15 protein-coding genes are annotated in these 20,226 nt (G+C 55.5%); 10 read left to right on the forward strand and 5 right to left on the reverse strand.

Features of this window, described 5'->3' with window-relative positions; genetic code table 11:
• The gene (locus HMPREF9720_RS06160) at window positions 1-1,275 is read right to left on the reverse strand and encodes a dihydroorotase (protein ID WP_039940064.1); all 1,275 of its coding nucleotides are present in this window, start codon (window positions 1,273-1,275) and stop codon (window positions 1-3) included.
• Window positions 1,276-1,704: 429 nt separating this feature from the next.
• On the opposite strand from HMPREF9720_RS06160, the gene HMPREF9720_RS15840 reads away from it, so the two are divergent.
• Together HMPREF9720_RS15840 and HMPREF9720_RS06170 are read left to right on the forward strand one after the other, a co-directional pair.
• A complete protein-coding gene (locus tag HMPREF9720_RS15840; protein WP_039940044.1) occupies window positions 1,705-2,133 on the forward strand; it encodes a BACON domain-containing protein in 429 nt (142 codons plus the stop codon).
• Entirely contained in the window at window positions 2,124-3,473 is a 1,350-nt protein-coding gene (locus tag HMPREF9720_RS06170) for a BACON domain-containing protein (RefSeq protein WP_302621231.1), read from the forward strand. Before HMPREF9720_RS15840 ends, HMPREF9720_RS06170 begins: the two co-directional genes overlap by 10 nt.
• A gap of 102 nt (window positions 3,474-3,575) precedes the next feature.
• Here HMPREF9720_RS06170 and HMPREF9720_RS06175 read toward each other — a convergent pair whose 3' ends face one another.
• Both HMPREF9720_RS06175 and HMPREF9720_RS06180 read right to left on the reverse strand, forming a co-directional pair.
• Window positions 3,576-4,349: a DeoR/GlpR family DNA-binding transcription regulator gene (locus tag HMPREF9720_RS06175; protein WP_014775911.1), complete on the reverse strand. Its 774-nt coding sequence runs from the start codon at window positions 4,347-4,349 to the stop codon at window positions 3,576-3,578.
• A gap of 144 nt (window positions 4,350-4,493) precedes the next feature.
• On the reverse strand, window positions 4,494-5,948 hold the full coding sequence (locus tag HMPREF9720_RS06180) for an MFS transporter (protein WP_009597344.1): 1,455 nt from the start codon (window positions 5,946-5,948) through the stop codon (window positions 4,494-4,496).
• Window positions 5,949-6,307: 359 nt separating this feature from the next.
• Between HMPREF9720_RS06180 and HMPREF9720_RS06185 the strand changes: the two genes are divergently transcribed.
• Window positions 6,308-7,543 carry a site-specific integrase gene (locus HMPREF9720_RS06185; RefSeq protein ID WP_004291422.1) on the forward strand — a complete coding sequence of 412 codons (1,236 nt, stop codon included), beginning with the start codon at window positions 6,308-6,310 and terminating at the stop codon, window positions 7,541-7,543.
• Between the two features lie 11 nt (window positions 7,544-7,554).
• Window positions 7,555-7,917, forward strand: a complete 363-nt coding sequence (locus HMPREF9720_RS06190; protein ID WP_004291423.1) for a hypothetical protein — start codon at window positions 7,555-7,557, stop codon at window positions 7,915-7,917.
• Window positions 7,918-7,994: 77 nt separating this feature from the next.
• Here HMPREF9720_RS06190 and HMPREF9720_RS06195 read toward each other — a convergent pair whose 3' ends face one another.
• Both HMPREF9720_RS06195 and HMPREF9720_RS06200 read right to left on the reverse strand, forming a co-directional pair.
• Complete coding sequence (locus HMPREF9720_RS06195; protein WP_004291424.1) at window positions 7,995-8,300, reverse strand: helix-turn-helix domain-containing protein; 306 nt, start codon at window positions 8,298-8,300, stop codon at window positions 7,995-7,997.
• 31 nt (window positions 8,301-8,331) lie between these two features.
• Entirely contained in the window at window positions 8,332-8,631 is a 300-nt protein-coding gene (locus HMPREF9720_RS06200) for a helix-turn-helix domain-containing protein (protein WP_004291426.1), read from the reverse strand.
• 138 nt (window positions 8,632-8,769) lie between these two features.
• Between HMPREF9720_RS06200 and HMPREF9720_RS06205 the strand changes: the two genes are divergently transcribed.
• The 6 genes from HMPREF9720_RS06205 to HMPREF9720_RS06230 all read left to right on the forward strand — a co-directional run bounded on the left by HMPREF9720_RS06205 (window position 8,770) and on the right by HMPREF9720_RS06230 (window position 19,710).
• On the forward strand, window positions 8,770-9,195 hold the full coding sequence (locus HMPREF9720_RS06205) for a helix-turn-helix domain-containing protein (protein ID WP_004291432.1): 426 nt from the start codon (window positions 8,770-8,772) through the stop codon (window positions 9,193-9,195).
• 3 nt (window positions 9,196-9,198) lie between these two features.
• Window positions 9,199-9,549, forward strand: coding sequence for a helix-turn-helix domain-containing protein (locus HMPREF9720_RS06210; RefSeq protein ID WP_004291454.1), 351 nt, complete (start codon window positions 9,199-9,201; stop codon window positions 9,547-9,549).
• Between the two features lie 20 nt (window positions 9,550-9,569).
• Window positions 9,570-11,141 carry a DUF3945 domain-containing protein gene (locus HMPREF9720_RS06215; RefSeq protein ID WP_004291455.1) on the forward strand — a complete coding sequence of 524 codons (1,572 nt, stop codon included), beginning with the start codon at window positions 9,570-9,572 and terminating at the stop codon, window positions 11,139-11,141.
• Between the two features lie 60 nt (window positions 11,142-11,201).
• Window positions 11,202-13,289 carry a type IA DNA topoisomerase gene (topB, locus tag HMPREF9720_RS06220; protein WP_004291456.1) on the forward strand — a complete coding sequence of 696 codons (2,088 nt, stop codon included), beginning with the start codon at window positions 11,202-11,204 and terminating at the stop codon, window positions 13,287-13,289.
• A gap of 162 nt (window positions 13,290-13,451) precedes the next feature.
• Window positions 13,452-13,904, forward strand: a complete 453-nt coding sequence (locus HMPREF9720_RS06225) for a DUF1896 domain-containing protein (protein ID WP_004304266.1) — start codon at window positions 13,452-13,454, stop codon at window positions 13,902-13,904.
• Complete coding sequence (locus tag HMPREF9720_RS06230; RefSeq protein WP_004291462.1) at window positions 13,894-19,710, forward strand: N-6 DNA methylase; 5,817 nt, start codon at window positions 13,894-13,896, stop codon at window positions 19,708-19,710. Before HMPREF9720_RS06225 ends, HMPREF9720_RS06230 begins: the two co-directional genes overlap by 11 nt.
• Window positions 19,711-20,226: the final 516 nt, after the last annotated feature.

Raw genomic sequence — 20,226 nt, forward strand, 5'->3', positions numbered from 1 at the left:
TTATTTATTGGTTTTCATCGTTTCGTCCATATATGCTTCCCTGCCCCCGACGATGGTCAGCACGGCGCGGCCCTGCACCGGCCAGCCGGCGAAAGGCGTGGCGCGGCCCTTCGAGAGAAACGCCGCAGGGTCTATCTCGTACTGCGCGCCGAGGTCGAGCACCGTGAAGTCGGCTTCGCCGCCGACGTTCAGGCCGCCGCCCAGACCGAATATCCGGCGGGGATTGTCGGACATCAGCGCGACAAGCTTTTCGAGCGTGAGCGTTCCCGGCAACACCATATATTTATACATCAGCGGAAAAGCGCACTCCAAACCCACGATTCCCATGGCGCTGCCGGCCAGTCCGCGCGACTTCTCTTCGGCGGTATGGGGCGCATGGTCGGTGGCGATCACCTCGATCGTACCGTCCGCGACGCCCGCGATCAGCGCGGCGCGGTCTTCGCGGCTGCGCAGCGGCGGATTCATCTTGAAGCGTCCGTCCTCCTGCAAATCCTCGTCGCAGAGCAGCAGATAATGCGGCGCCGTTTCGCAGCTCACGCGCACGCCGCGGGTCTTCGCACGCCGCACCAGCTCGACGCTCTCCTTGGTCGAGACGTGGCAGACGTGATACTGGCAACCGGTCTTTTCGGCCAGCGCGATGTCGCGTTCCACCTGCTTCCACTCGCTCTCGGAGCAGATGCCCTTGTGCCCGTGCGCGCGGCAGTATTCGCCGTCGTGGATATATCCGCCCCGCAGCAGGTCGTCCACCTCGCAGTGGGCCACGACCGGCCGGCCGGCTTTTGCCACCCGGCGCATCGCCTCCTCCATCAGTTCGTCGGACTGCACGCCGCGGCCGTCGTCCGAGAAGCCGACAACATCGGGCGCGAGGGCCGCGAAATCGACCAGCTCGCCGGCGCCCCGCTGCCCCATCGTGATACAGCCGTAAGGCACGACCCGCACCACGGCGTCGCGGCGGATGATCTCGGTCTGCGCGCGGAGCGTATCGGGCGCATCGGGCGCAGGGTTCAGGTTCGGCATCGAACAGACCGTCGTATATCCGCCCCGTGCGGCCGCAGCCGTTCCGGAGGCGATGGTCTCCTTCTGCGAAAATCCCGGTTCGCGCAGGTGGACGTGCACGTCCACGAGTCCGGGGATCACATGCCGGCCGCCGAGGTCCACGGTCCGGTCGGGCGCGGCGCCTGCGACGGGCACGATGCGGCCTCCCTCGACGGCGAACTCCCCGGCCGCAAAACGGCCGCCGGTGTAGATCGCGGCATTGGTATAAAGTGTCTTCATCCGTACGAGCGTAAAAAAATAGGGCAACCGAAACAGTTACCCTAATAAAACAAAATTACCGAAAACCGGAGACACGTCGCCCGACCAATAGTCCTGCTGCCAGAATGCCTGCGCTGACGATATGAGGGGGTTACAATTCATAGGTATTCGGAATCGCTGTAATTGAGGACAAAGGTAGGACATTTTTACGGGGCGTGCAAAACTTTGCCGGAAAAATTTTCAACAATCCGCACACACCGGGCCGGGCCGCGGATTCGTCCGTCCATGCCGCTGCGCCCCGCACTCCCGGTGCAGGAAGGTCTCCGCACACCCCGACCTAAAATAAACAATACGCGCCCTGCGACAAAAAAGCACAATTATTTCTACCGATGACGAAAAAATTTCATTATATTTGAAACGATCTTCATGTCAAACTTTAATCCCATTGTTATGAGACAGTTTTATGCACTGCTATGCCTGCTGCTATTCAGCGGCGCATGCTCGGAAGACGACACCCCGAATCCGGCGGTCAAATTCAGTTCGCCCGATTCGGATGTCAAAATTTCACAAGATGGAACCTCTGCCGCGATAACCGCGACACACCATGCAGGCCAGTTCGTCCTCACCATGGAAAAGAATTTCGAAGCCGTGCCGGAATCCGACCGGTCGTGGTGTACGGCCGTCCTGTCGGGGGATCGACTGACGGTCGAAATCGAAGAGAACGCCGAGGAGCTGCGCAACGCCGCAATCTCCATCATGAACGGCGAAAGCGTCATCGGCAAAATCACGGTCGAACAAGGCATCGCGCCGACCCTGAGTCTGGAAAGCAATACGGCGGAGTTCACCAACGAGGGGGGGGAATTGACCCCATCACGGTAACCACGAATCAGGAGCGATGGGACGCCGCCTGCGACGCAGGATGGATAACGATCTCCAAAGAGGGCGACAAACTCCGCCTCACGGCGTCGCCCAATCCCGACGGCGGAAACCGGCCGGCCGTGGTGACGGTCACCACCGGCTGCAAGGACAACCCCGCCGAGGTGTCGGCCGCCATCAACGTCACCCAAGGTCCTCCGTCGCTCATCCTCGAATACACCGTCCCGGCAGGCGGCAAGATCATACTGCCGCTCTCCGGCGCCATCGACTGCACGGTCGATTACGGCGACGGATACAGCGAGAAACTCGCCCTGACCCTCAACCCCGCGACGGGCAGCCTGATAAATTACGAATATGCGGAAGCGGGCGTCTACGAAGTGTCCGTATCCGGTTCGGTGGAACAACTCTACAGCCTGCAGGGACACTCCGAAACCTCCCGCAGCTACCTGACGGCCGTCAAACAATGGGGCAACGTAAACCTGACCTCGATGTACTATGCGTTCTACCTCTGCTCCAACCTGAAAACGCTCCCCGAAAACACGACCGACTCGTTCGCCGAGGTAACCACGTTCAAATACGCATTCGAAGGCTGCAGCGGCCTGCAAACCATTCCGGCCTCGTTGTTCAGCGGCTGCGACAAGGTCACCGACGTATTGGGATGTTTCACCAAATGCGCCTCGCTCACGTCGGTTCCCGAAAATCTGCTCGCCCCGCTCAAAAACGTCACGTCGCTGCAAAGCTTCCTCGCCCACTGCAAGCAGCTCAAAACCATTCCGGCCGGATTTTTCGCCCGAAGCCCTCAGATCACGACGCTGAAATACACCTTCTCCGGAAATACGGCCTTCGAAACGCTGCCTGCGGGCCTGTTCAAGGGGCTTGCCAACGCCACGAACTTCGAGGAGACTTTCTACGGCTGCACCGCACTCAAAGAGATTCCCGACGAATTTTTCGCAGGATGCACGTCGGCCGACATTTTCCGAAGCTGTTTCTTCGGCAACAAAGCCCTGACGAAAGTGGGCAGAAACGTATTCAAAGGGTGTACCAACGTCACATCCTACAAATGGCTTCTGGCAAACTGCACCGAACTTGTGAGCGTTCCCGCCGACATGTTCGACGACAGCCGTAAGGTCACCGACTTCAGCGGCACATTCCGCGATGCGGCCAAACTCGCCGTCGAATCGCCCTACACGACCATCGACGGCGTGAAAGTACACATCTACGAACGTTCGCTCCACCCCGACGCATTCACCGCGCCGAAGAGTTTCGGCACCTGCTTCCGCGGATGCACGGCGCTGACCGACTGGGACGCGATCGGCAGCGGCTACGCCGCATGGACCAAATAACCCTCCTGCCTTCCGACAAAGTAGAGGCGGCTCCGAAATTTCGGAACCGCCTCTGTTTCTCGCACGCAGGGCGCGCCTGTCATTTTCCCGGTTGGGACAGCCCTACTTGACGATAATCAGGTCCACGCCCGCCTCCTCGACGATGGCGACCATCTGTTCGGAAATCCGGTCGTCGGTAATAATGACGTCTATGTCCTCCAGCGCGCAGATGCGTCCGAAGCCGCGCTGTCCGAATTTCGAAGAGTCGGCCAGCACGATATTCTGCGACGACGCCTTCATCATCTTGCGCGTGAGCTTCGCCTCGTCGATCGTGGAGGTCGTGATGCCGTGTTCGAGGTCGATGCCGTCCACACCGAAGAAGAGTTTCGAACAGATGCAGTCGTCGAGTGAACGCGCGGCCTCCTCGCCCAGCACCGATAGCGACTTCTTGTGCACCGTGCCGCCCAGCTGCACGACATTGACATTCTCCGCCTCGTTGAGCAGCACGCCCAGCCGCAGGAAGGGCGTAACGATGTTCAGGTGATGCCACTGGCGCGCCTTGATCTCCTCGGCAAAGGCATAGATCGTCGAGCCGGAAGCGACGATGATCGAATCGTTATCCTCCAGCAGTTCGAGGGCGCGCTGGGCGATAAGCCGCTTGGAGTCGCGGTTGATGTTGTCCTTGACATGCACGTCCATATCGGCCACATGGGGGTTGGCGGGACGGGCGCTGCCGTGCACTTTGTAAAGCAACCCTTTGCTTTCCAGTATCTTGACATCCTTGCGGATCGTCACTTTCGTAACCCCCAGTTCGTTGGCGACGTCGGTAATACGCACGAACCCGTATTTGTTCAGGTTATCGAGGATGTATTTGTGTCGTTCGGCAATACTCAGCATATCACTCTGTCTTTTAGCAGTTAATTGAACAAAGGTAACAATTTTTTTCTCAGATTTCAAAATAAAGTGTCCGAAACCGCAACCGGCTCCGGACACTTTCGAACCCGAAAGTCCATATCGTTTTCCCGTACGGGACAAACACGTCTAATCATGCTCCGGTTCGGCATCGTAACCGTCGGCGCGGGCGCCCCACATCAGCAGAAAAACCAGCATGCCCACGACGGCCATGCCGAGGATGCCGACATAGGCCCAGTTCCAGCCGTAATGCTGCGCCACATAGCCCAGTCCGACACCCGAAACGACGGTGCTCGCGTAACCGAACAGACCCGTAAGGCCGTTGGCCGTCGCGGCGGCGTTCTTCGTAGCCTGATTCGCCGCGGCGATGCCGATCAGCGCCTGCGGACCGTAGATGCAGAAACCGGCGGCGCAGAGGGTCGTGAAGAGCAGCCAGACGGGAGCGTCACCGGGCAGCTGCCAGAAGAGGAAGACGAAAATCGCGGCTCCCGCCATGCAGAATACGCAGGTGCGGTGGGCACGGCCTTTCAGCCACCTGTCCGTCGCCCAGCCGGCGACCAGCATGCCGACGATGCCCGCAATCTCGAACATCGCCACGAGCCAGCCGGCGTGCTCCATGCTGACGCCCTTCGACTGGCTCAGCAGCGAAGGCCCCCAGTCGAGGACCGAAAAGCGGACGACATAGACGAAGAAATTGGCAAAACCCAGAATCCAGATCAGCGGGTTCTTGAAGACATGCTTCATCAGGAACGCACGGTGCTCGGCACCTTTGGCGGCTTTCTTCTCCTTCCTGACCTCGGTGCCCTCCAATTCGGGAAGCCCCACCGACGAGGGCGTGTCGCGCAGGAAGACTACAAGCCCGACAGCCCCTGCGAACGAAATGGCGGAGGGAATCCAGAAACACCATTTCCACGCCCCGGCATGCGCGGCGGCCGCCATGACGCACTCCATACCCGCGGCGTCACCGGGCTGTACGCCCAGATTGGCGGCCATGGCCGCCACGGCGTCGGGATCGGCCGAGACGTTCATGCCCAGCGTACCCATGATATACCCGCAGAGGATCACGACCAGACCGGCCCCGATCGAGTGCGAGGTATTCCACACCGACATCTTCGTCGCCAGCTGCGTGGGCGGAATCCAGTGGGTCAGCAGACGGGCGCAGGGCGGAAATCCCGTTCCCTGCAGCAGGCCGTTTATCACCCACATGATACCCATGAAGAGGATCATCGTATTGGTGAACTGCGAACCGTCGTGCTGGCCCGTGATCCAGTAGGAGACGTCTTCGCCGAATCCGAAGGCGAAGTTGGCCAATGCGCAGAGCGCAAGTCCGACAGCCATGTACCAGCGGGCGTTCATCCGGTCGGCCAGAATGCCGTTCACGAAACGCGAAAGTCCGTAGACCACGCCGTTCAGGGTCAGGAAAATTCCCAGACTGGTTTTCGAGATCCCCAGATCGGCCTCAAGGCCGGGCATGGCCAGCGAAAAGTTTTTACGCACGAAGTAAAAGAGCGCGTAACCGATCATCGTGGCGACGATCGTACGGGTCTGCCAGTACTTGAAGCGCTTGGTTTGTTCAGGAGTCATTTCGGAATGAAAGTTTAGTAGTTTCCAGTTGCAAAGTTACTACAAAAAAGTGAAATGCGGAAAGATATAGTGATAGAATTGAGTTACAAGGGTTTTGGTTGAAGTGGCGATAATCCGTGAAGCCATTACAATCCCTGCCGAAGCCAAATCCTGACGCCGCTACGTTACTTGTTCGTAACCATGCCCGAAAATGCGACAAACGGGTACGAATAGCGAAACAAGGCTCTAAGGAATAGTGAGTTATCCATAACTCATGCGAAAAATCAGGTTACGGAAAAAGATTGCGCCGTTCCTCCCCGTTTTGCGTACCAACACCGGACTCTTCACCAACTAATTTTGAAACCCAAAAATTAAGGACAATGAAGAGTACATTTTCAGTAATCTACTACCTCAAGCGTCAGGTAGTGAAAAAGGACGGGACAGTTCCCGTCATGGGACGCATCACGGTGGACGGCAGCCAGACACAGTTCAGCTGCAAACTGACTGTCGATCCGAAACTGTGGGACACCAAAGGTGGACGTGTCACGGGCAGAAGCACGGCGGCACTCGAAACGAACCGTATGCTTGACAAGATGCGGGTACGCATCAACAGGCATTATCAGGAAATCATGGAGCGTGACAACTTCGTCACGGCGGAGAAGGTGAAGAACGCCTTTCTCGGACTGGAACACCGCTACCACACGCTGATGCAGGTGTTCCGCCAGCACAACGAGGACTACGAGAAGCAGGTGGAGGCAGGCATGAAAGCCAAAGGCACGCTGCTGAAGTACCGCACCGTTTACAAGCACATGCAAGAGTTCCTCGACATCCGCTACCATGTGAAGGACATCGCCCTAAAAGAGCTTACCCCGGCTTTCATCTCCGACTTCGAGATGTTCCTGCGCACGGACAAGCACTGCTGCACCAATACCGTGTGGCTGTACGTCTGCCCGTTACGGACGATGGTATTCATCGCCATCAACAACGAGTGGCTGACGCGCGACCCGTTCCGCGAGTATGAAATCAAGAAGGAGGAAACAACACGCAGTTTCCTGACCAAAGATGAGATCCGCCTGCTGATGGAGGGGAAACTGAAAAACGCCAAACAGGAATTGTACCGCGACCTCTACCTGTTCTGCGCCTTCACGGGGCTGTCGTTCGCGGATATGCGCAACCTTACGGAAGAGAATATCCGCACCTACTTCGACGAACACGAGTGGATAAACATCAACCGCCAGAAAACGGGCGTGGTGTCCAACATCCGCCTGCTCGACATCGCCAACCGCATAATCGGCAAATACCGGGGACTGTGCGGGGACGGCAGGATATTTCCCGTTCCGCATTATAACACGTGCCTTGCCGGTATCCGTGCCGTCGCCAAGCGTTGCGGCATCACCAAGCATATCACGTGGCATCAGAGCCGCCACACGGCAGCCACGACGATATTCCTCTCCAACGGTGTTCCCATCGAAACGGTCAGCTCCATGCTCGGACACAAGAGCATAAAGACGACGCAGATTTACGCAAAGATAACCAAAGAGAAGCTCAATCAGGACATGGAGAACCTTGCCGCAAGATTGAACGGCGTCGAGGAATTTGCAGGTTGCACCATCTAAAAAGAAAAGCCATGAAACGTGACACAATCATCATCGAGGACAAGGCAGTCAGCGTAACCGGTAACGACGTGTGGATGACCGCCACCGAAATAGCCGGATTGTTCCATACGACCGTCCCGGCAGTGAACGCCGCCATCAGAGCCGTCCGCAAGTCGGACGTGCTGAACGACTACGAGGTGTGCCGCTACATGCAGCTTGAAAACGGGCTGCACGCGGACGTGTACGCCCTTGAAATCATCATCCCGGTCGCTTTCAGGGTGAATACCTACAACACCCACCTGTTCCGCACATGGCTGGTGGGAAAGGCACTCTCACAAGAGAAACGGCAGACATACGTGATGTTCATACAGAACGGAAAAGCCGGGTATTGCTGATTGCACATACCCCATAAGACAAGTAAACGGGTAGCACCACAAAAGGTGTCACCCGTTTACTTTTTCATGAAACCGCCTCACTCCAGCGGCTTGCGGTAGTTCGCTTCCAGTACCCCGCGCAGCCCCGTTTCCGGGTAAAGCACCTTCCCTCCCAAAAGTATGAAGGGCAACACGCGGTTGTTGCGGTATTCCTGCAAGGTGCGCCGGCTCACACGGAGCAGTTCCGACACCTCGCCGTCCGTCAGGTAACGTTCCCCGTCCAGCGGAGGACGGTAGCTTTCCAGAAATGCGGACAGCCATTTCGAGCCTTTGCGCATATCCTGCACCACAGAGGCTATCGGCTCGTCTTCCATCGTAAAAACATCGTTGTTCTCGTTCATCATAACTTCGGATTCAGTGGGTGAATAAATCAAATCATCTGCCGTGCGGATAGAGCGTGCCGACAAGCGGTATCAGCCGCTTCACCTCCTCTGGCTTGTAATAGAACCTGCGGTTTATCTGCGAGTAGCCGATAAGCCGCCTGTCACGCAGCGTCTGCAACGTGCGCGGGCTTATTCTCAACTGCCCGCAGACCTCCTCGCCCGTGAGCCATCTTTCCATGCGCCCCGTGTCGCTTTTGCGCCTCAGGGCGGCGACCTTCTCCGAGAGTGCGCCGAATGCCGCCACCATCATCTCGAAAGTCTTTTTCTCGATAGATACTATTTCCATATTCATGTCATTTAGAGTTTGCCGCAAAGGTAACGAAACGGCATACAAGACGTATCGTTTTCCGCTGAAAGGCTGCCTGTTGCGCCGTTTGACCGGGTTACGGAGCCATCTTCCGCAAAAATCTTACGTGAGTCACGTAGTGAGTTGTTAAAGCCCCTTTTGTTTATTGCCGAATTTTGTCGCAGAAACAAAAAGAAAGGACTGAACATGAAAGTGATAACAATGGAAAGTTCCGCCTACAAGGAGATGATGGCGCAGATTGCGAACATCGCAGGGTACATCCGCGAGGCAAGGGACGAGAAGAAACGGAAGCGGGAAACCGAAGACAAGCTGCTTGACACGGCACAGGCGGCGAAGATGCTCAACGTGAGCAAGCGCACCATGCAGCGTATGCGCACCGACCACCGTATCGAGTATGTGGTGGTACGCGGAAGCTGCCGCTACCGCCTTTCCGAGATACTGCGGCTATTGGAGGACAACACAGTAAGGAACGAGGAAGGGACAATAGACACCCTGTTCCACAACCACACGCTGCGCACGGGCGGCAAACCAAAAGGAAGGAGGACATAGGTCATGGAACTGCTCACACGAAACAACTTCGAGGGCTGGATGCAGAAGCTGATGGAACGGCTCGACCGTCAGGACGAACTGCTGCTGGCGATGAAGGCTGAGGGGAAACAGCCCACTATCACGGAAAGCATCCGCCTTTTCGACAATCAGGATTTGTGCATGTTGCTCCAGATAAGCAAACGCACCCTCCAACGCTACCGCAGCGTAGGCGCATTGCCCTACAAGACGCTGGGCAAGAAGACCTATTACAGCGAGGAGGACGTGCTGACATTCCTTTCCAACCATATCAAGGACTTCAAAAAGGAAGATATAGCCTTCTACAAGGCTCGTATCCATAATTTCTTTCATAAATAACCCATTAAAACATTTTTCAGATGGCAAAGAAAAAAGACGAAAAGGACGTGCTGGTAGTCCGTGACGAGAAGACAGGCGAGATCAGCGTGGTAGCCGGGCTGAACGCGGACGGCACACCCAAGCGCACCCCCGCAAAAGCGGAGAACGCGCAGAGTTTCCTGCAATTCGACCGACATGGCGACGTGCTGGACAACTTCTTCAAGAACTTCTTCCGGCAGTGCAAGGAACCCAGCCGCTTCGGTTTCTACCGCATTGCGGCAGACCAAGCTGAAAATCTCTTAGAGGTGATGAAGCAACTGCTGAAAGACCCCGAAGCGAACAAGGAGCTGCTCGCCCCTCACAAGGTGGACACCTCCGACTATGAGAAGAAGGTGCAGGAAGAGATGGCAGCACAACAGACAGAGAAACAAGAACCTCAAAAACAGGAGAACATGGAACAACGGAAAGAACAGCAACAGGACAAATCCGAACAGATGCAGGGCAAACGTGGCTACCAGCCCATCGACGAGAGTAAAATCAACTGGCAGGAGCTGGAGGACAGATGGGGCGTAAAGCGGGACAACCTTGAAAAGTCCGGCGACCTTACGAAGATGCTCAACTATGGCAAGTCCGACTTGGTAAAGGTCAAACCGACCTTCGGCGGCGAATCATTCGAGCTGGACGCCCGCCTCTCCTTCAAGAAGGACGGTGAGGGAAACATCAGCCTCGTGCCGCACTTCATCCGCAAGGAGCAGAAGCTGGATGAGTACAAGGAACACAAATTCTCCGACAATGACCGGAAGAACCTCCGCGAAACGGGCAATCTCGGTAGGGTCGTGGACATTGTGGACAGGGAAACGGGCGAGATCATCCCCTCCTACATCAGCATCGACCGCAAGACGAATGAAATCACGGACATTCCGGCAAGCAGGGTGCGCATCCCGGAGCGCATCGGCAAGACGGAAATCACCACGCAGGAGCGGGACATGCTCCGCGCCGGACTGCCCGTACGCGACAAGCTCATCGAGCGCAACGACGGCAGAAAGTTCGTCACCACCCTGCAAGTGAACGTGGAGCAGCGCGGCGTGGAGTTCGTGCCGGGAACCGGCAAGTCGCCCCGTACCGCACAGACACAGGAAACCAAAGGCGACACATCGAAAAGTCAGGCGCAGGGCGGGGAAAATGCCGCACAGACCAAGAAGGAGCAACGCCGCAACACGTGGACGAACGAGGACGGCAGCATCCGCCCCATCAGCAAATGGAGCGGCGTGAGCTTCACCGACCAGCAGAAAGCCGACTATGTGGCGGGTAAAGCCGTGAAGCTGGAGAACGTGACCGACAAGCAGGGCTTCCATGCCACGATGTATATCAAGTTCAACCCGGAGAAGGGACGCCCGTACCGCTACGACACGAACCCTGACAATGCACAGCAGGTTGCTCCGTCCAACGAGAGCCGCACGCAGGTGGCGGTGAACAACGATGGCAAGACCAACGAGGCTACAAAGAATCTGAGAGAGCCGTTGCAGAAAGGTCAGACCAACCCGAAGGACGCCCGCCAGCAACAGCAGCAGGAGAAGCCGCAGAAGAAAACGGGCAAGGGCATGAAAATGTAATCCCGTGTCCGCCACTGAATCCAAAATAAAATCCAAAGTATCAACAAAAAAGAAGAAGACATGAAGACAATCATTGCAGAAAAGCCCTCCGTGGCACGTGAAATCGCCCGCATCGTGGGCGCGACAAAGAGAGAGGAAGGATATTTCGAGGGAGGCGGTTATGCCGTGACATGGGCATTCGGACACCTCGTTCAGCTTGCCATGCCCGACGGCTACGGCGTGCGCGGATTTGTCCGTGACAACCTCCCGATTATTCCCGACACATTCACGCTCGTCCCCCGTCAGGTCAGGACGGAGAAAGGTTACAAGCCCGACAGCGGCGTGGTGTCGCAGATAAAAGTCATCAAAAGACTGTTCGACACAAGCGAACATATCATCGTGGCGACCGATGCCGGACGCGAGGGAGAGCTTATCTTCCGCTACCTCTACCACTATACGGGTTGCACCACTCCTTTCGTGCGCCTGTGGATCAGCTCTCTCACCGACAAAGCTATCCGCGAGGGACTGCGGAAACTCGAAGACGGCAGCAAATACGACAACCTCTACCTCGCCGCCAAAGCGCGGAGCGAATCCGACTGGCTCGTGGGCATCAACGGCACACAGGCGTTATCCATCGCCGCCGGACACGGCACGTATTCCGTGGGGCGGGTGCAGACACCAACGTTGGCTATGGTATGTGAACGCTACTGGGAGAACCGCCGCTTTACGTCCGAAGCATTCTGGCAGCTCCATATCGCAACGGACGGTTGCGACGGCGAAGTCGTGAAATTCTCATCCTCCGAGAAATGGAAAGAGAAAGAACCGGCGATGGAACTATATAATAAGGTAAAGGCGGCAGGTTGCGCCACTGTCACGAAAGCCGAGCGCAAGGAGAAGACGGAGGAAACTCCCTTGCTCTACGACCTGACCACGCTCCAGAAAGAAGCCAACGCCAAGCACGGCTTCACGGCGGAACAGACGCTTGAAATCGCGCAGAAACTCTACGAAAAGAAGTTGATAACCTATCCGAGAACGGGAAGCCGCTACATCCCCGAAGACGTGTTTGCCGAAATTCCCAAACTGCTCGCTTTCATCGGCACACAGCCCGAATGGAAAGACAAGGTGCGGGCAAAAGCCGCCCCGACACGCCGCAGCGTGGACGACGGCAAGGTGACAGACCACCATGCCCTGCTCGTCACGGGTGAGAAACCGCTCTTCCTCTCCAAAGAGGACAATACCATCTATCAGATGATTGCCGGGCGCATGGTCGAGGCATTCTCTGAGAAATGCGTCAAGGATGTGACCACTGTCACGGCGGAATGTGCCGGAGTGGAGTTTACCGTAAAAGGCAGCGTCGTGAAGCAAACCGGATGGCGTGCCGTCTATGGCGAGGAAAAAGAGGAAATTACCATCCCCGGCTGGCAGGAAGGCGACACGCTGACACCGAAAGGCTCGTCCATTACCGAAGGAAAGACCAAACCCAAGCCGCTGCATACCGAAGCCACCCTGCTCTCGGCAATGGAAACGGCGGGCAAGGAAATTGAGGACGACGCACTGCGGCAGGCGATGAAGGACTGTGGCATCGGTACTCCCGCCACACGCGCCTCCATCATCGAAACGCTTTTCAAGCGCGGTTACATGGAACGCTGCAAGAAGTCGCTTGTTCCCACCGAAAAAGGACTTGCCCTCAATTCCGTCGTCAAGACGATGCGCATCGCCGATGTTGCCATGACGGGCGAATGGGAAAAGGAGCTGGCGCGTATCGAGCGCGGGGAACTGTCCGACGACACCTTCCGCAAGGAGATAGAGGCGTACACACGTGAGATAACCTCCGAACTGATCTCGTGCGACAAGCTCTTCGGCAGCCGTGACTCCGGCTGCGCGTGTCCCAAGTGTGGCACGGGCAGGATGCGGTTCTACGGCAAGGTGGTACGCTGCGACAACACGGAGTGCGGACTGCCCGTGTTCCGGCTGAAAGCGGGACGCACCCTGTCCGACGATGAAATCAAAGACCTGCTCACCGAAGGGCATACCAAGCTGCTCAAAGGGTTCAAGAGCAAACAGGGCAAGAGTTTCGATGCTGTTGTCGCCTTTGACGGGGAATATAACACGACTTTTGTGTTCCCGGAGGCTAAAAAGGACAAGAAATTTTCAGGACGGAAGAAATAGTATTAACTTTGCCACTTGTTCAGAGTAATGAATTGTTCTTCGATACCGGATTACACTCATACTTTGGATTTAGTGGTGGCACTCGGAGGGATACCGAGTGCCTTTTTCTTCCTTTTTCCAACCGATTATCCCGTTAATTATCAATCCGCTAAATCCAAAGTAATGAACAACAAGAAGAAAAACGAGGGTCAGACCGACTTTTCCTATTACGGTCTGTACCTGCTGGACTATCTCCGCACGAACAAGTTTGAACAGGCTGACGACACCGCTTTCATACGGGAACGGGCCGACCGTGCCGCCGAAACGTATGAGAGGGCACGGCTTGAAGGCTATCCCGCCGATGGTGCGCAGGAACTGGCGATGGACACGCTGCTGCGCGGGCTGCATTATTCCCGTTACGCCATCCTCCGCGAAGTCGTGGAAAACGAGTTTGCCGATGAAGTGCCGGAAGAGAAGCGTGAAGCCTTTGTCCTGAAACTGCTGCCGCTTGTCGGCAACGTGTTCTCCGTCTATGACCTCTCGGATGACAATTTCGCCCTGTCTTCCGATTACGACCTGCTCTACACGGAGCTGACGGGAGCAACCGTCCTTTACTTAGACGAATATGGCGTTTAACCGCAAACAGAAACTGCGGGACAACATCGAGGCGATACGGACGGCATTCATCCTTGACAGGGAAAATAGGACAGCGACAACCGAAGAGCGTGCCATACTTCAAAGGTACTGCGGTTTCGGCGGTCTGAAATGTATCCTCAACCCTGCAAAGGAACTGACGGATGCCGTCCGGTGGGCGAAATCCGACCTCGAACTGTTCGCCCCGACGGTGGAGCTGCACAGGCTTATCCGTGAGAACAGCAAGGACGAAACAGAGTACAAGCGGTTTGTGGATTCGCTGAAAGCGTCCGTGCTGACCGCTTTCTACACCCCCAAAGAGATAACCGACACCATCGCGGACGTGCTGGCAGATTACAGCGTCCGCCCCGCCCGTATGCTCGAACCGTCGGCAGGTGTCGGCGTGTTCGTGGATTCCATGCTGCGGCACAGCCCCAATGCGGATGTGATGGCTTTCGAGAAGGATCTGCTCACGGGTACAATCTTGAGGCATCTCTATCCCGACCAGAAAATGCGCACCTGCGGTTTTGAGAAAATCGAAAGACCGTTCAACAATTATTTCGACTTGGCGGTGTCCAACATTCCGTTCGGTGACATTGCCGTGTTCGACGCGGAGTTTCAGCGGAGCGACTCTTTCGGCAGACGCTCCGCCCAGAAAACCATCCACAACTATTTCTTTCTCAAAGGACTGGATGCCGTGCGTGACGGCGGTATCGTGGCGTTCATCACCTCGCAAGGGGTATTGAATAGCACCAAGACCTCCGTGCGTAACGAGCTGTTCAGTCAGGCCAATCTGGTATCCGCGATACGCCTGCCCAACAACCTGTTCACGGACAACGCGGGCACGGAGGTGGGCAGTGACCTGATTGTCCTGCAAAAGAACCTCAGCAAGAAGGAAATGTCGCAGGACGAGCGGCTGATGACCGTGATACAGACGGACACGAAAACCGCCCTGACCGACAACGCCTATTTCATCCACCACCCGGAACGCATCGTGCATACGATGGCGAAACTTGACACAGACCCCTACGGGAAGCCCGCTATGGTTTATCTGCACGAGGGCAAGGCAGCAGGCATCGCCGGGGATTTGCGCCGTATGCTCGACGAGGATTTCCATTACAGGCTTGCCATGCGCTTGTATTCGGGTTCAATCCGGCAGGCAGGAACGGAAGAAAAAGTTGCCGTTCAAAATAAAGTAGAGCGTCCTGCCATAAAATTGGAAACAGTATCCTCGGCGCAGACGGTGGAAACTCCGACAGAAAAGCCGCAACCCGCAGATGAAAAGCCGGAGATAGAACCGCGCCCGCAATATTCCGCAGGCGTGCAGCTCACCCTGCTTGACCTCTGGGGGATGACGGAAGAGGTCAGCCAACCGAAAACCTCCAAAAAGAAAAAGACGGTGAAAAAGGCAGTTACGGCAAAGTCCACTCCGCCCAAACCGAAAGTCACGGTTACACCGACAGCTCCAACTGCAAAACCCGCAATGGAGAATAAGGAGGTGAAAGCGGAGAACACCGCCAAGCCTGCCGACCCGGACGACATCTATGCCACACTGGACTGGGATACCAATCCTCCCATCAACGGTTTCTATGAAATGATGATGGGTTTGACGCCGGAGCGTAGGAAAGAACTTCGGGAACTGGCAAGGCAGCATAACGAGAAACAAGTGGCGGAAAAGACGGAAGTGAAAGCCGTGCCGGAAACTTCCCGTGAGCAGCCACGACAGGAGGAAACACAGCCGGAGGCAGTCGCCGCACCTGCCGTTACAGATACCCCATCGGAAGCGGTGGGGACTTTCCTTTTCCCCGACATCGAAGCGGAAAAGCCGAAGGAGGAAGTCGTGGACCTTTCTCCGCGTGCCTACCACCGCACGCCGGAGATGCACCTGCGCGAAGGGTCGCTGGTGGCTGACCGGGGGCGTCATAACATCGGCTACCTGAAAGACATCACGCCATACGGGGCGACATTCCAGCCGCTCGACCTGAAAGGATACCAGAAGGAAAAGGCGTTGTTGTATGTGTCGCTGCGTGACGCCTACGAGCGTCTGTACCGTTATGAATCGCTCCGGCGCGAGGCAAATGTTCCGTGGCGAGAGCATCTGAATACCTGTTACGATGAGTTTGTCATGCGCTACGGCAACCTCAACGCCAAGCAGAACGTGAAGTTAGTGATGATGGATGCGGGCGGGCGCGACATCCTTTCGCTGGAACGGATGGAAAACGGAAAGTTCGTCAAGGCGGACATCTTCGAGCATCCTGTTTCCTTCGCGGTGGAGAGCCATGCCAACGTAGGCTCTCCCGAAGAAGCCCTGTCTGCGTCGCTCAACAAATATGGTACGGTCAATCTCGACTATATGCGGGAGATAACCGACAGCACGGCGGAGGATTTGCTCACTGCCCTGCAAGGGCGCATCTACTACAATCCGCTCGTGACCGGTTACGAAATCAAAGACCGTTTCATCGCCGGAAATGTCATAGAGAAAGCGGAACGCATAGAGGCATGGATGGGTGACAATCCCGAAAATGAGCGTATGCCGGAGGTGAAGCAGGCGTTGGAGGCTCTGAAAGATGCCGAGCCGCAGCGCATCGCCTTCGAGGATCTGGACTTCAATTTCGGGGAACGCTGGATTCCGACGGGTGTCTATGCCGCCTACATGAGCCGGCTGTTCGACACGGAGGTGAAAATCGCCTATTCCGCAAGCATGGACGAGTTTTCGGTGGTGTGCGGCTACCGCACCATGAAAATCACGGACGAGTTTCTGGTGAAGGGGTATTACCGGAACTATGACGGTATGCACCTCCTAAAACACGCCCTGCACAACACCTGCCCTGACATGATGAAGTCCATCGGCAAGGACGAGCATGGCAACGACATCAAGATGCGCGACAGCGAGGGAATACAACTCGCCAACGCCAAGATTGACGAGATACGAAACGGCTTCTCCGAATGGCTCGAAGAGCAGTCGCCGCAGTTCAAGGAGCGGCTTGTGACGATGTATAACCGCAAGTTCAACTGTTTCGTGCGCCCGCGCTACGACGGCTCCCATCAGACCTTTCCCGACCTCAACCTGAAAGGGCTGGCAAGCCGGGGTATCAAGAGCGTCTATCCCTCACAGATGGATTGCGTCTGGATGTTGAAACAGAACGGCGGCGGAATTTGCGACCACGAGGTGGGAACCGGTAAGACGCTGATAATGTGCATCGCCGCGCATGAGATGAAGCGTCTGAATTTGGCACACAAGCCGATGATTATCGGGCTGAAAGCCAACGTTGCGGAGATTGCAGCCACCTATCAGGCGGCATATCCCAACGCACGTATTCTGTACGCTTCGGAGAAGGACTTTTCGACCGCCAACCGTGTGCGCTTCTTCAATAATATAAAGAACAACGACTACGATTGCGTCATCATGTCGCACGACCAGTTCGGCAAGATACCGCAGTCGCCGGAATTGCAGCAGCGCATCCTGCAAGCAGAGCTTGACACGGTGGAGGAAAACCTCGAAGTGCTACGGCAGCAGGGAAAGAACGTGTCGCGGGCGATGCTGAAAGGATTGGAGAAGCGCAAGCACAACCTTGAAGCGAAGCTGGAGAAGGTGGAACACGCCATAAAGTCACGCACGGACGACGTGGTGGATTTCAAGCAGATGGGCATCGACCACATCTTCATAGATGAGAGCCACCAGTTCAAGAATCTGACTTTCAACACGCGCCACGACCGTGTGGCGGGATTGGGAAACAGCGAGGGAAGCCAGAAGGCACTTAACATGCTCTTTGCCATACGCACCATACAGGAGCGCACAGGAAAAGACTTGGGTGCGACCTTCCTCTCCGGCACGACTATCAGCAACTCACTGACTGAATTGTACCTGCTGTTCAAGTACCTGCGCCCGAAGGAGCTGGAACGGCAGGACATAAGGTGTTTCGACGCTTGGGCGGCGATATTTGCCAAGAAGACGACGGATTTTGAATTTAACGTGACGAACAATGTGGTCCAGAAGGAGCGTTTCCGCTACTTCATCAAAGTGCCGGAGCTTGCCGCCTTCTATAATGAAATCACGGACTACCGCACGGCGGAGGATGTGGGCGTTGACCGTCCTGCCAAGAACGAGATACTGCACCATATACCGCCCACGCCGGAACAGGAGGACTTCATACAGAAACTGATGCAGTTCGCCAAGACGGGCGATGCCACCTTGTTGGGCAGGCTGCCGCTTTCGGAAACGGAAGAAAAGGCGAAGATGCTCATCGCCACGGACTATGCCCGGAAAATGGCACTCGACATGCGCATGATAGACCCGAATTACGAAGATCATCCCGACAACAAAGCGAGTCACTGTGCCAAGATGATCGCGGAGTATTATCAAAAATACGACGCCCAGAAAGGCACGCAGTTCGTTTTCTCTGATTTGGGGACATACCAGCCGGGCGACGGGTGGAACGTCTATTCGGAAATCAAGCGCAAACTGACGGAGGACTACGGTATACCGCCAAGCGAGGTGCGCTTCATTCAGGAGTGCAAGACCGACAAGGCGCGGAAGGCGGTGATAGACGCCATGAACGCCGGGACGGTGCGTGTGCTGTTCGGCTCTACCTCTATGCTCGGAACGGGTGTGAACGCCCAGAAACGGTGTGTGGCTATCCATCATCTCGATACGCCGTGGCGACCGTCCGACTTGCAACAGCGTGACGGACGCGGAGTTAGGGCAGGTAATGAGATTGCCAAACATTTCGCCGGGAACAACGTGGATGTAATCATCTACGCGGTGGAGAAGTCACTGGACAGCTACAAGTTCAACCTCCTGCACTGCAAGCAGACTTTCATAAGCCAGCTCAAAAGCGGTGCGATGGGTGCGCGTACCATCGACGAGGGGGCAATGGACGAAAAATCGGGCATGAATTTCTCGGAATACATGGCGTTGCTCTCCGGCAATACCGACCTGTTGGACAAGGCGAAACTGGAAAAGCGGATCGCATCGCTCGAAGGGGAACGCAAGTCGTTCAACAAGGGCAAGCGTGATTCGGAGTTCAAGCTGGAGTCAAAGACCGGCGAGTTGCGCAACAACACGGCTTTCATAGATGCCATGACGGAGGACTGGAACCGCTTCCTGTCGGTGGTGCAGACCGACAAGGAGGGCAACCGCCTTAATATAATAAAGGTGGACGGAGTGGATTCCGCCGATGAGAAGGTCATCGGAAAGCGTTTGCAGGAGATAGCCAAGAATGCCACGACCGGAGGGTTGTACACGCAGGTCGGTGAACTTTACGGTTTTCCGATAAAGGTGGTGAGCGAAAGGATACTCAAAGAGGGATTGGAGTTCACCGACAACCGCTTCGTGGTCGAGGGGAACTACAAGTACACCTACAACAACGGGCATCTGGCGATGGCTGACCCGTTGGCCGCCGCCCGCAACTTCCTCAACGCGATGGAGAGGATACCCTCCATCATCGACCAGTACAAGGCGAAGAACGAGGTGCTGGAGATGGAGATACCGCAGTTACAGGAGATAGCGGGTAAGGTGTGGAAGAAGGAGGACGAGCTGAAGCAGTTGAAGTCCGAACTTGCCGCCCTTGACCGAAAAATTCAGCTGGAGCTTGCGCCACCCACGCCCGAAGTCGCAGAAAAGGAGAATGAAGGGCAACAGCTCAAGCCGGAAGCGGAAGATGTGAGGAACAGGCAGGCGCAATATCCCGAAAATGCACCGCCGCAGATACGCAGTCCGGCGGATAGTATCGTTGCCAACCATGTCATAATCGGGCGTCCGGGACTGTATGCCAAGGAGGAAACCCGGTCCAAAGGATTGAAAATATAACCTAAGGAATTTTATCTGAAGTATTAATAAGGGCTATCCCAAAAGGTCTAAAAGTAAATTTTATCCTTTCTGCAAGTATCTATAGGATGGCAACTGCATTTTTTTCTTTTTGGGCAGCCCTTATTAAAATTTATTCTTATTTTAGGTTATATACATTCATGTCCATTTATGTAAAAAATTCCTGCTGACCTTGTTTATGTCTTGTCAGTCACCATTTGCAAAACCATATTTGACCCTCAAAGAGGCTGAATTTGATAAGTAACTTGCTACATACTCATAATAAGGAGCTAAATAGAACACGAATGGGAAATACACAAATGCTAAACTAAAGAAGATATTGGCCAAAATAAACGCTATACCGAGAGAGAAACTTGATTTTTCAACTTCCTAAAACGGTGTTGTTCAAACATTTCTACTTATTTGTACTTGCCAGTTGAACCTACGCTTCCCTAATAAAATGTCTATGGTAAAAAGTTAAAAAATCCTCCCACTTTTGTTAGATATATTTTTTTGTGT

This window comes from Alistipes sp. HGB5 (assembly GCF_000183485.2).
Taxonomy (GTDB): domain Bacteria; phylum Bacteroidota; class Bacteroidia; order Bacteroidales; family Rikenellaceae; genus Alistipes; species Alistipes finegoldii.

Excerpts from the sequence above, each read along its gene's own strand:
- HMPREF9720_RS15840 (WP_039940044.1), top strand. The coding sequence starts at position 1,705 with ATGAGACAGTTTTATGCACTGCTATGCCTGCTGCTATTCAGCGGCGCA.
- HMPREF9720_RS06195 (WP_004291424.1), bottom strand. The coding sequence starts at position 8,300 with ATGATGAACGAGAACAACGATGTTTTTACGATGGAAGACGAGCCGATA.
- topB (WP_004291456.1), top strand. The coding sequence starts at position 11,202 with ATGAAGACAATCATTGCAGAAAAGCCCTCCGTGGCACGTGAAATCGCC.
- HMPREF9720_RS06190 (WP_004291423.1), top strand. The coding sequence starts at position 7,555 with ATGAAACGTGACACAATCATCATCGAGGACAAGGCAGTCAGCGTAACC.
- HMPREF9720_RS06175 (WP_014775911.1), bottom strand. The coding sequence starts at position 4,349 with ATGCTGAGTATTGCCGAACGACACAAATACATCCTCGATAACCTGAAC.
- HMPREF9720_RS06225 (WP_004304266.1), top strand. The coding sequence starts at position 13,452 with ATGAACAACAAGAAGAAAAACGAGGGTCAGACCGACTTTTCCTATTAC.
- HMPREF9720_RS06230 (WP_004291462.1), top strand. The coding sequence starts at position 13,894 with ATGGCGTTTAACCGCAAACAGAAACTGCGGGACAACATCGAGGCGATA.
- HMPREF9720_RS06180 (WP_009597344.1), bottom strand. The coding sequence starts at position 5,948 with ATGACTCCTGAACAAACCAAGCGCTTCAAGTACTGGCAGACCCGTACG.
- HMPREF9720_RS06185 (WP_004291422.1), top strand. The coding sequence starts at position 6,308 with ATGAAGAGTACATTTTCAGTAATCTACTACCTCAAGCGTCAGGTAGTG.
- HMPREF9720_RS06210 (WP_004291454.1), top strand. The coding sequence starts at position 9,199 with ATGGAACTGCTCACACGAAACAACTTCGAGGGCTGGATGCAGAAGCTG.
- HMPREF9720_RS06160 (WP_039940064.1), bottom strand. The coding sequence starts at position 1,275 with ATGAAGACACTTTATACCAATGCCGCGATCTACACCGGCGGCCGTTTT.
- HMPREF9720_RS06200 (WP_004291426.1), bottom strand. The coding sequence starts at position 8,631 with ATGAATATGGAAATAGTATCTATCGAGAAAAAGACTTTCGAGATGATG.
- HMPREF9720_RS06215 (WP_004291455.1), top strand. The coding sequence starts at position 9,570 with ATGGCAAAGAAAAAAGACGAAAAGGACGTGCTGGTAGTCCGTGACGAG.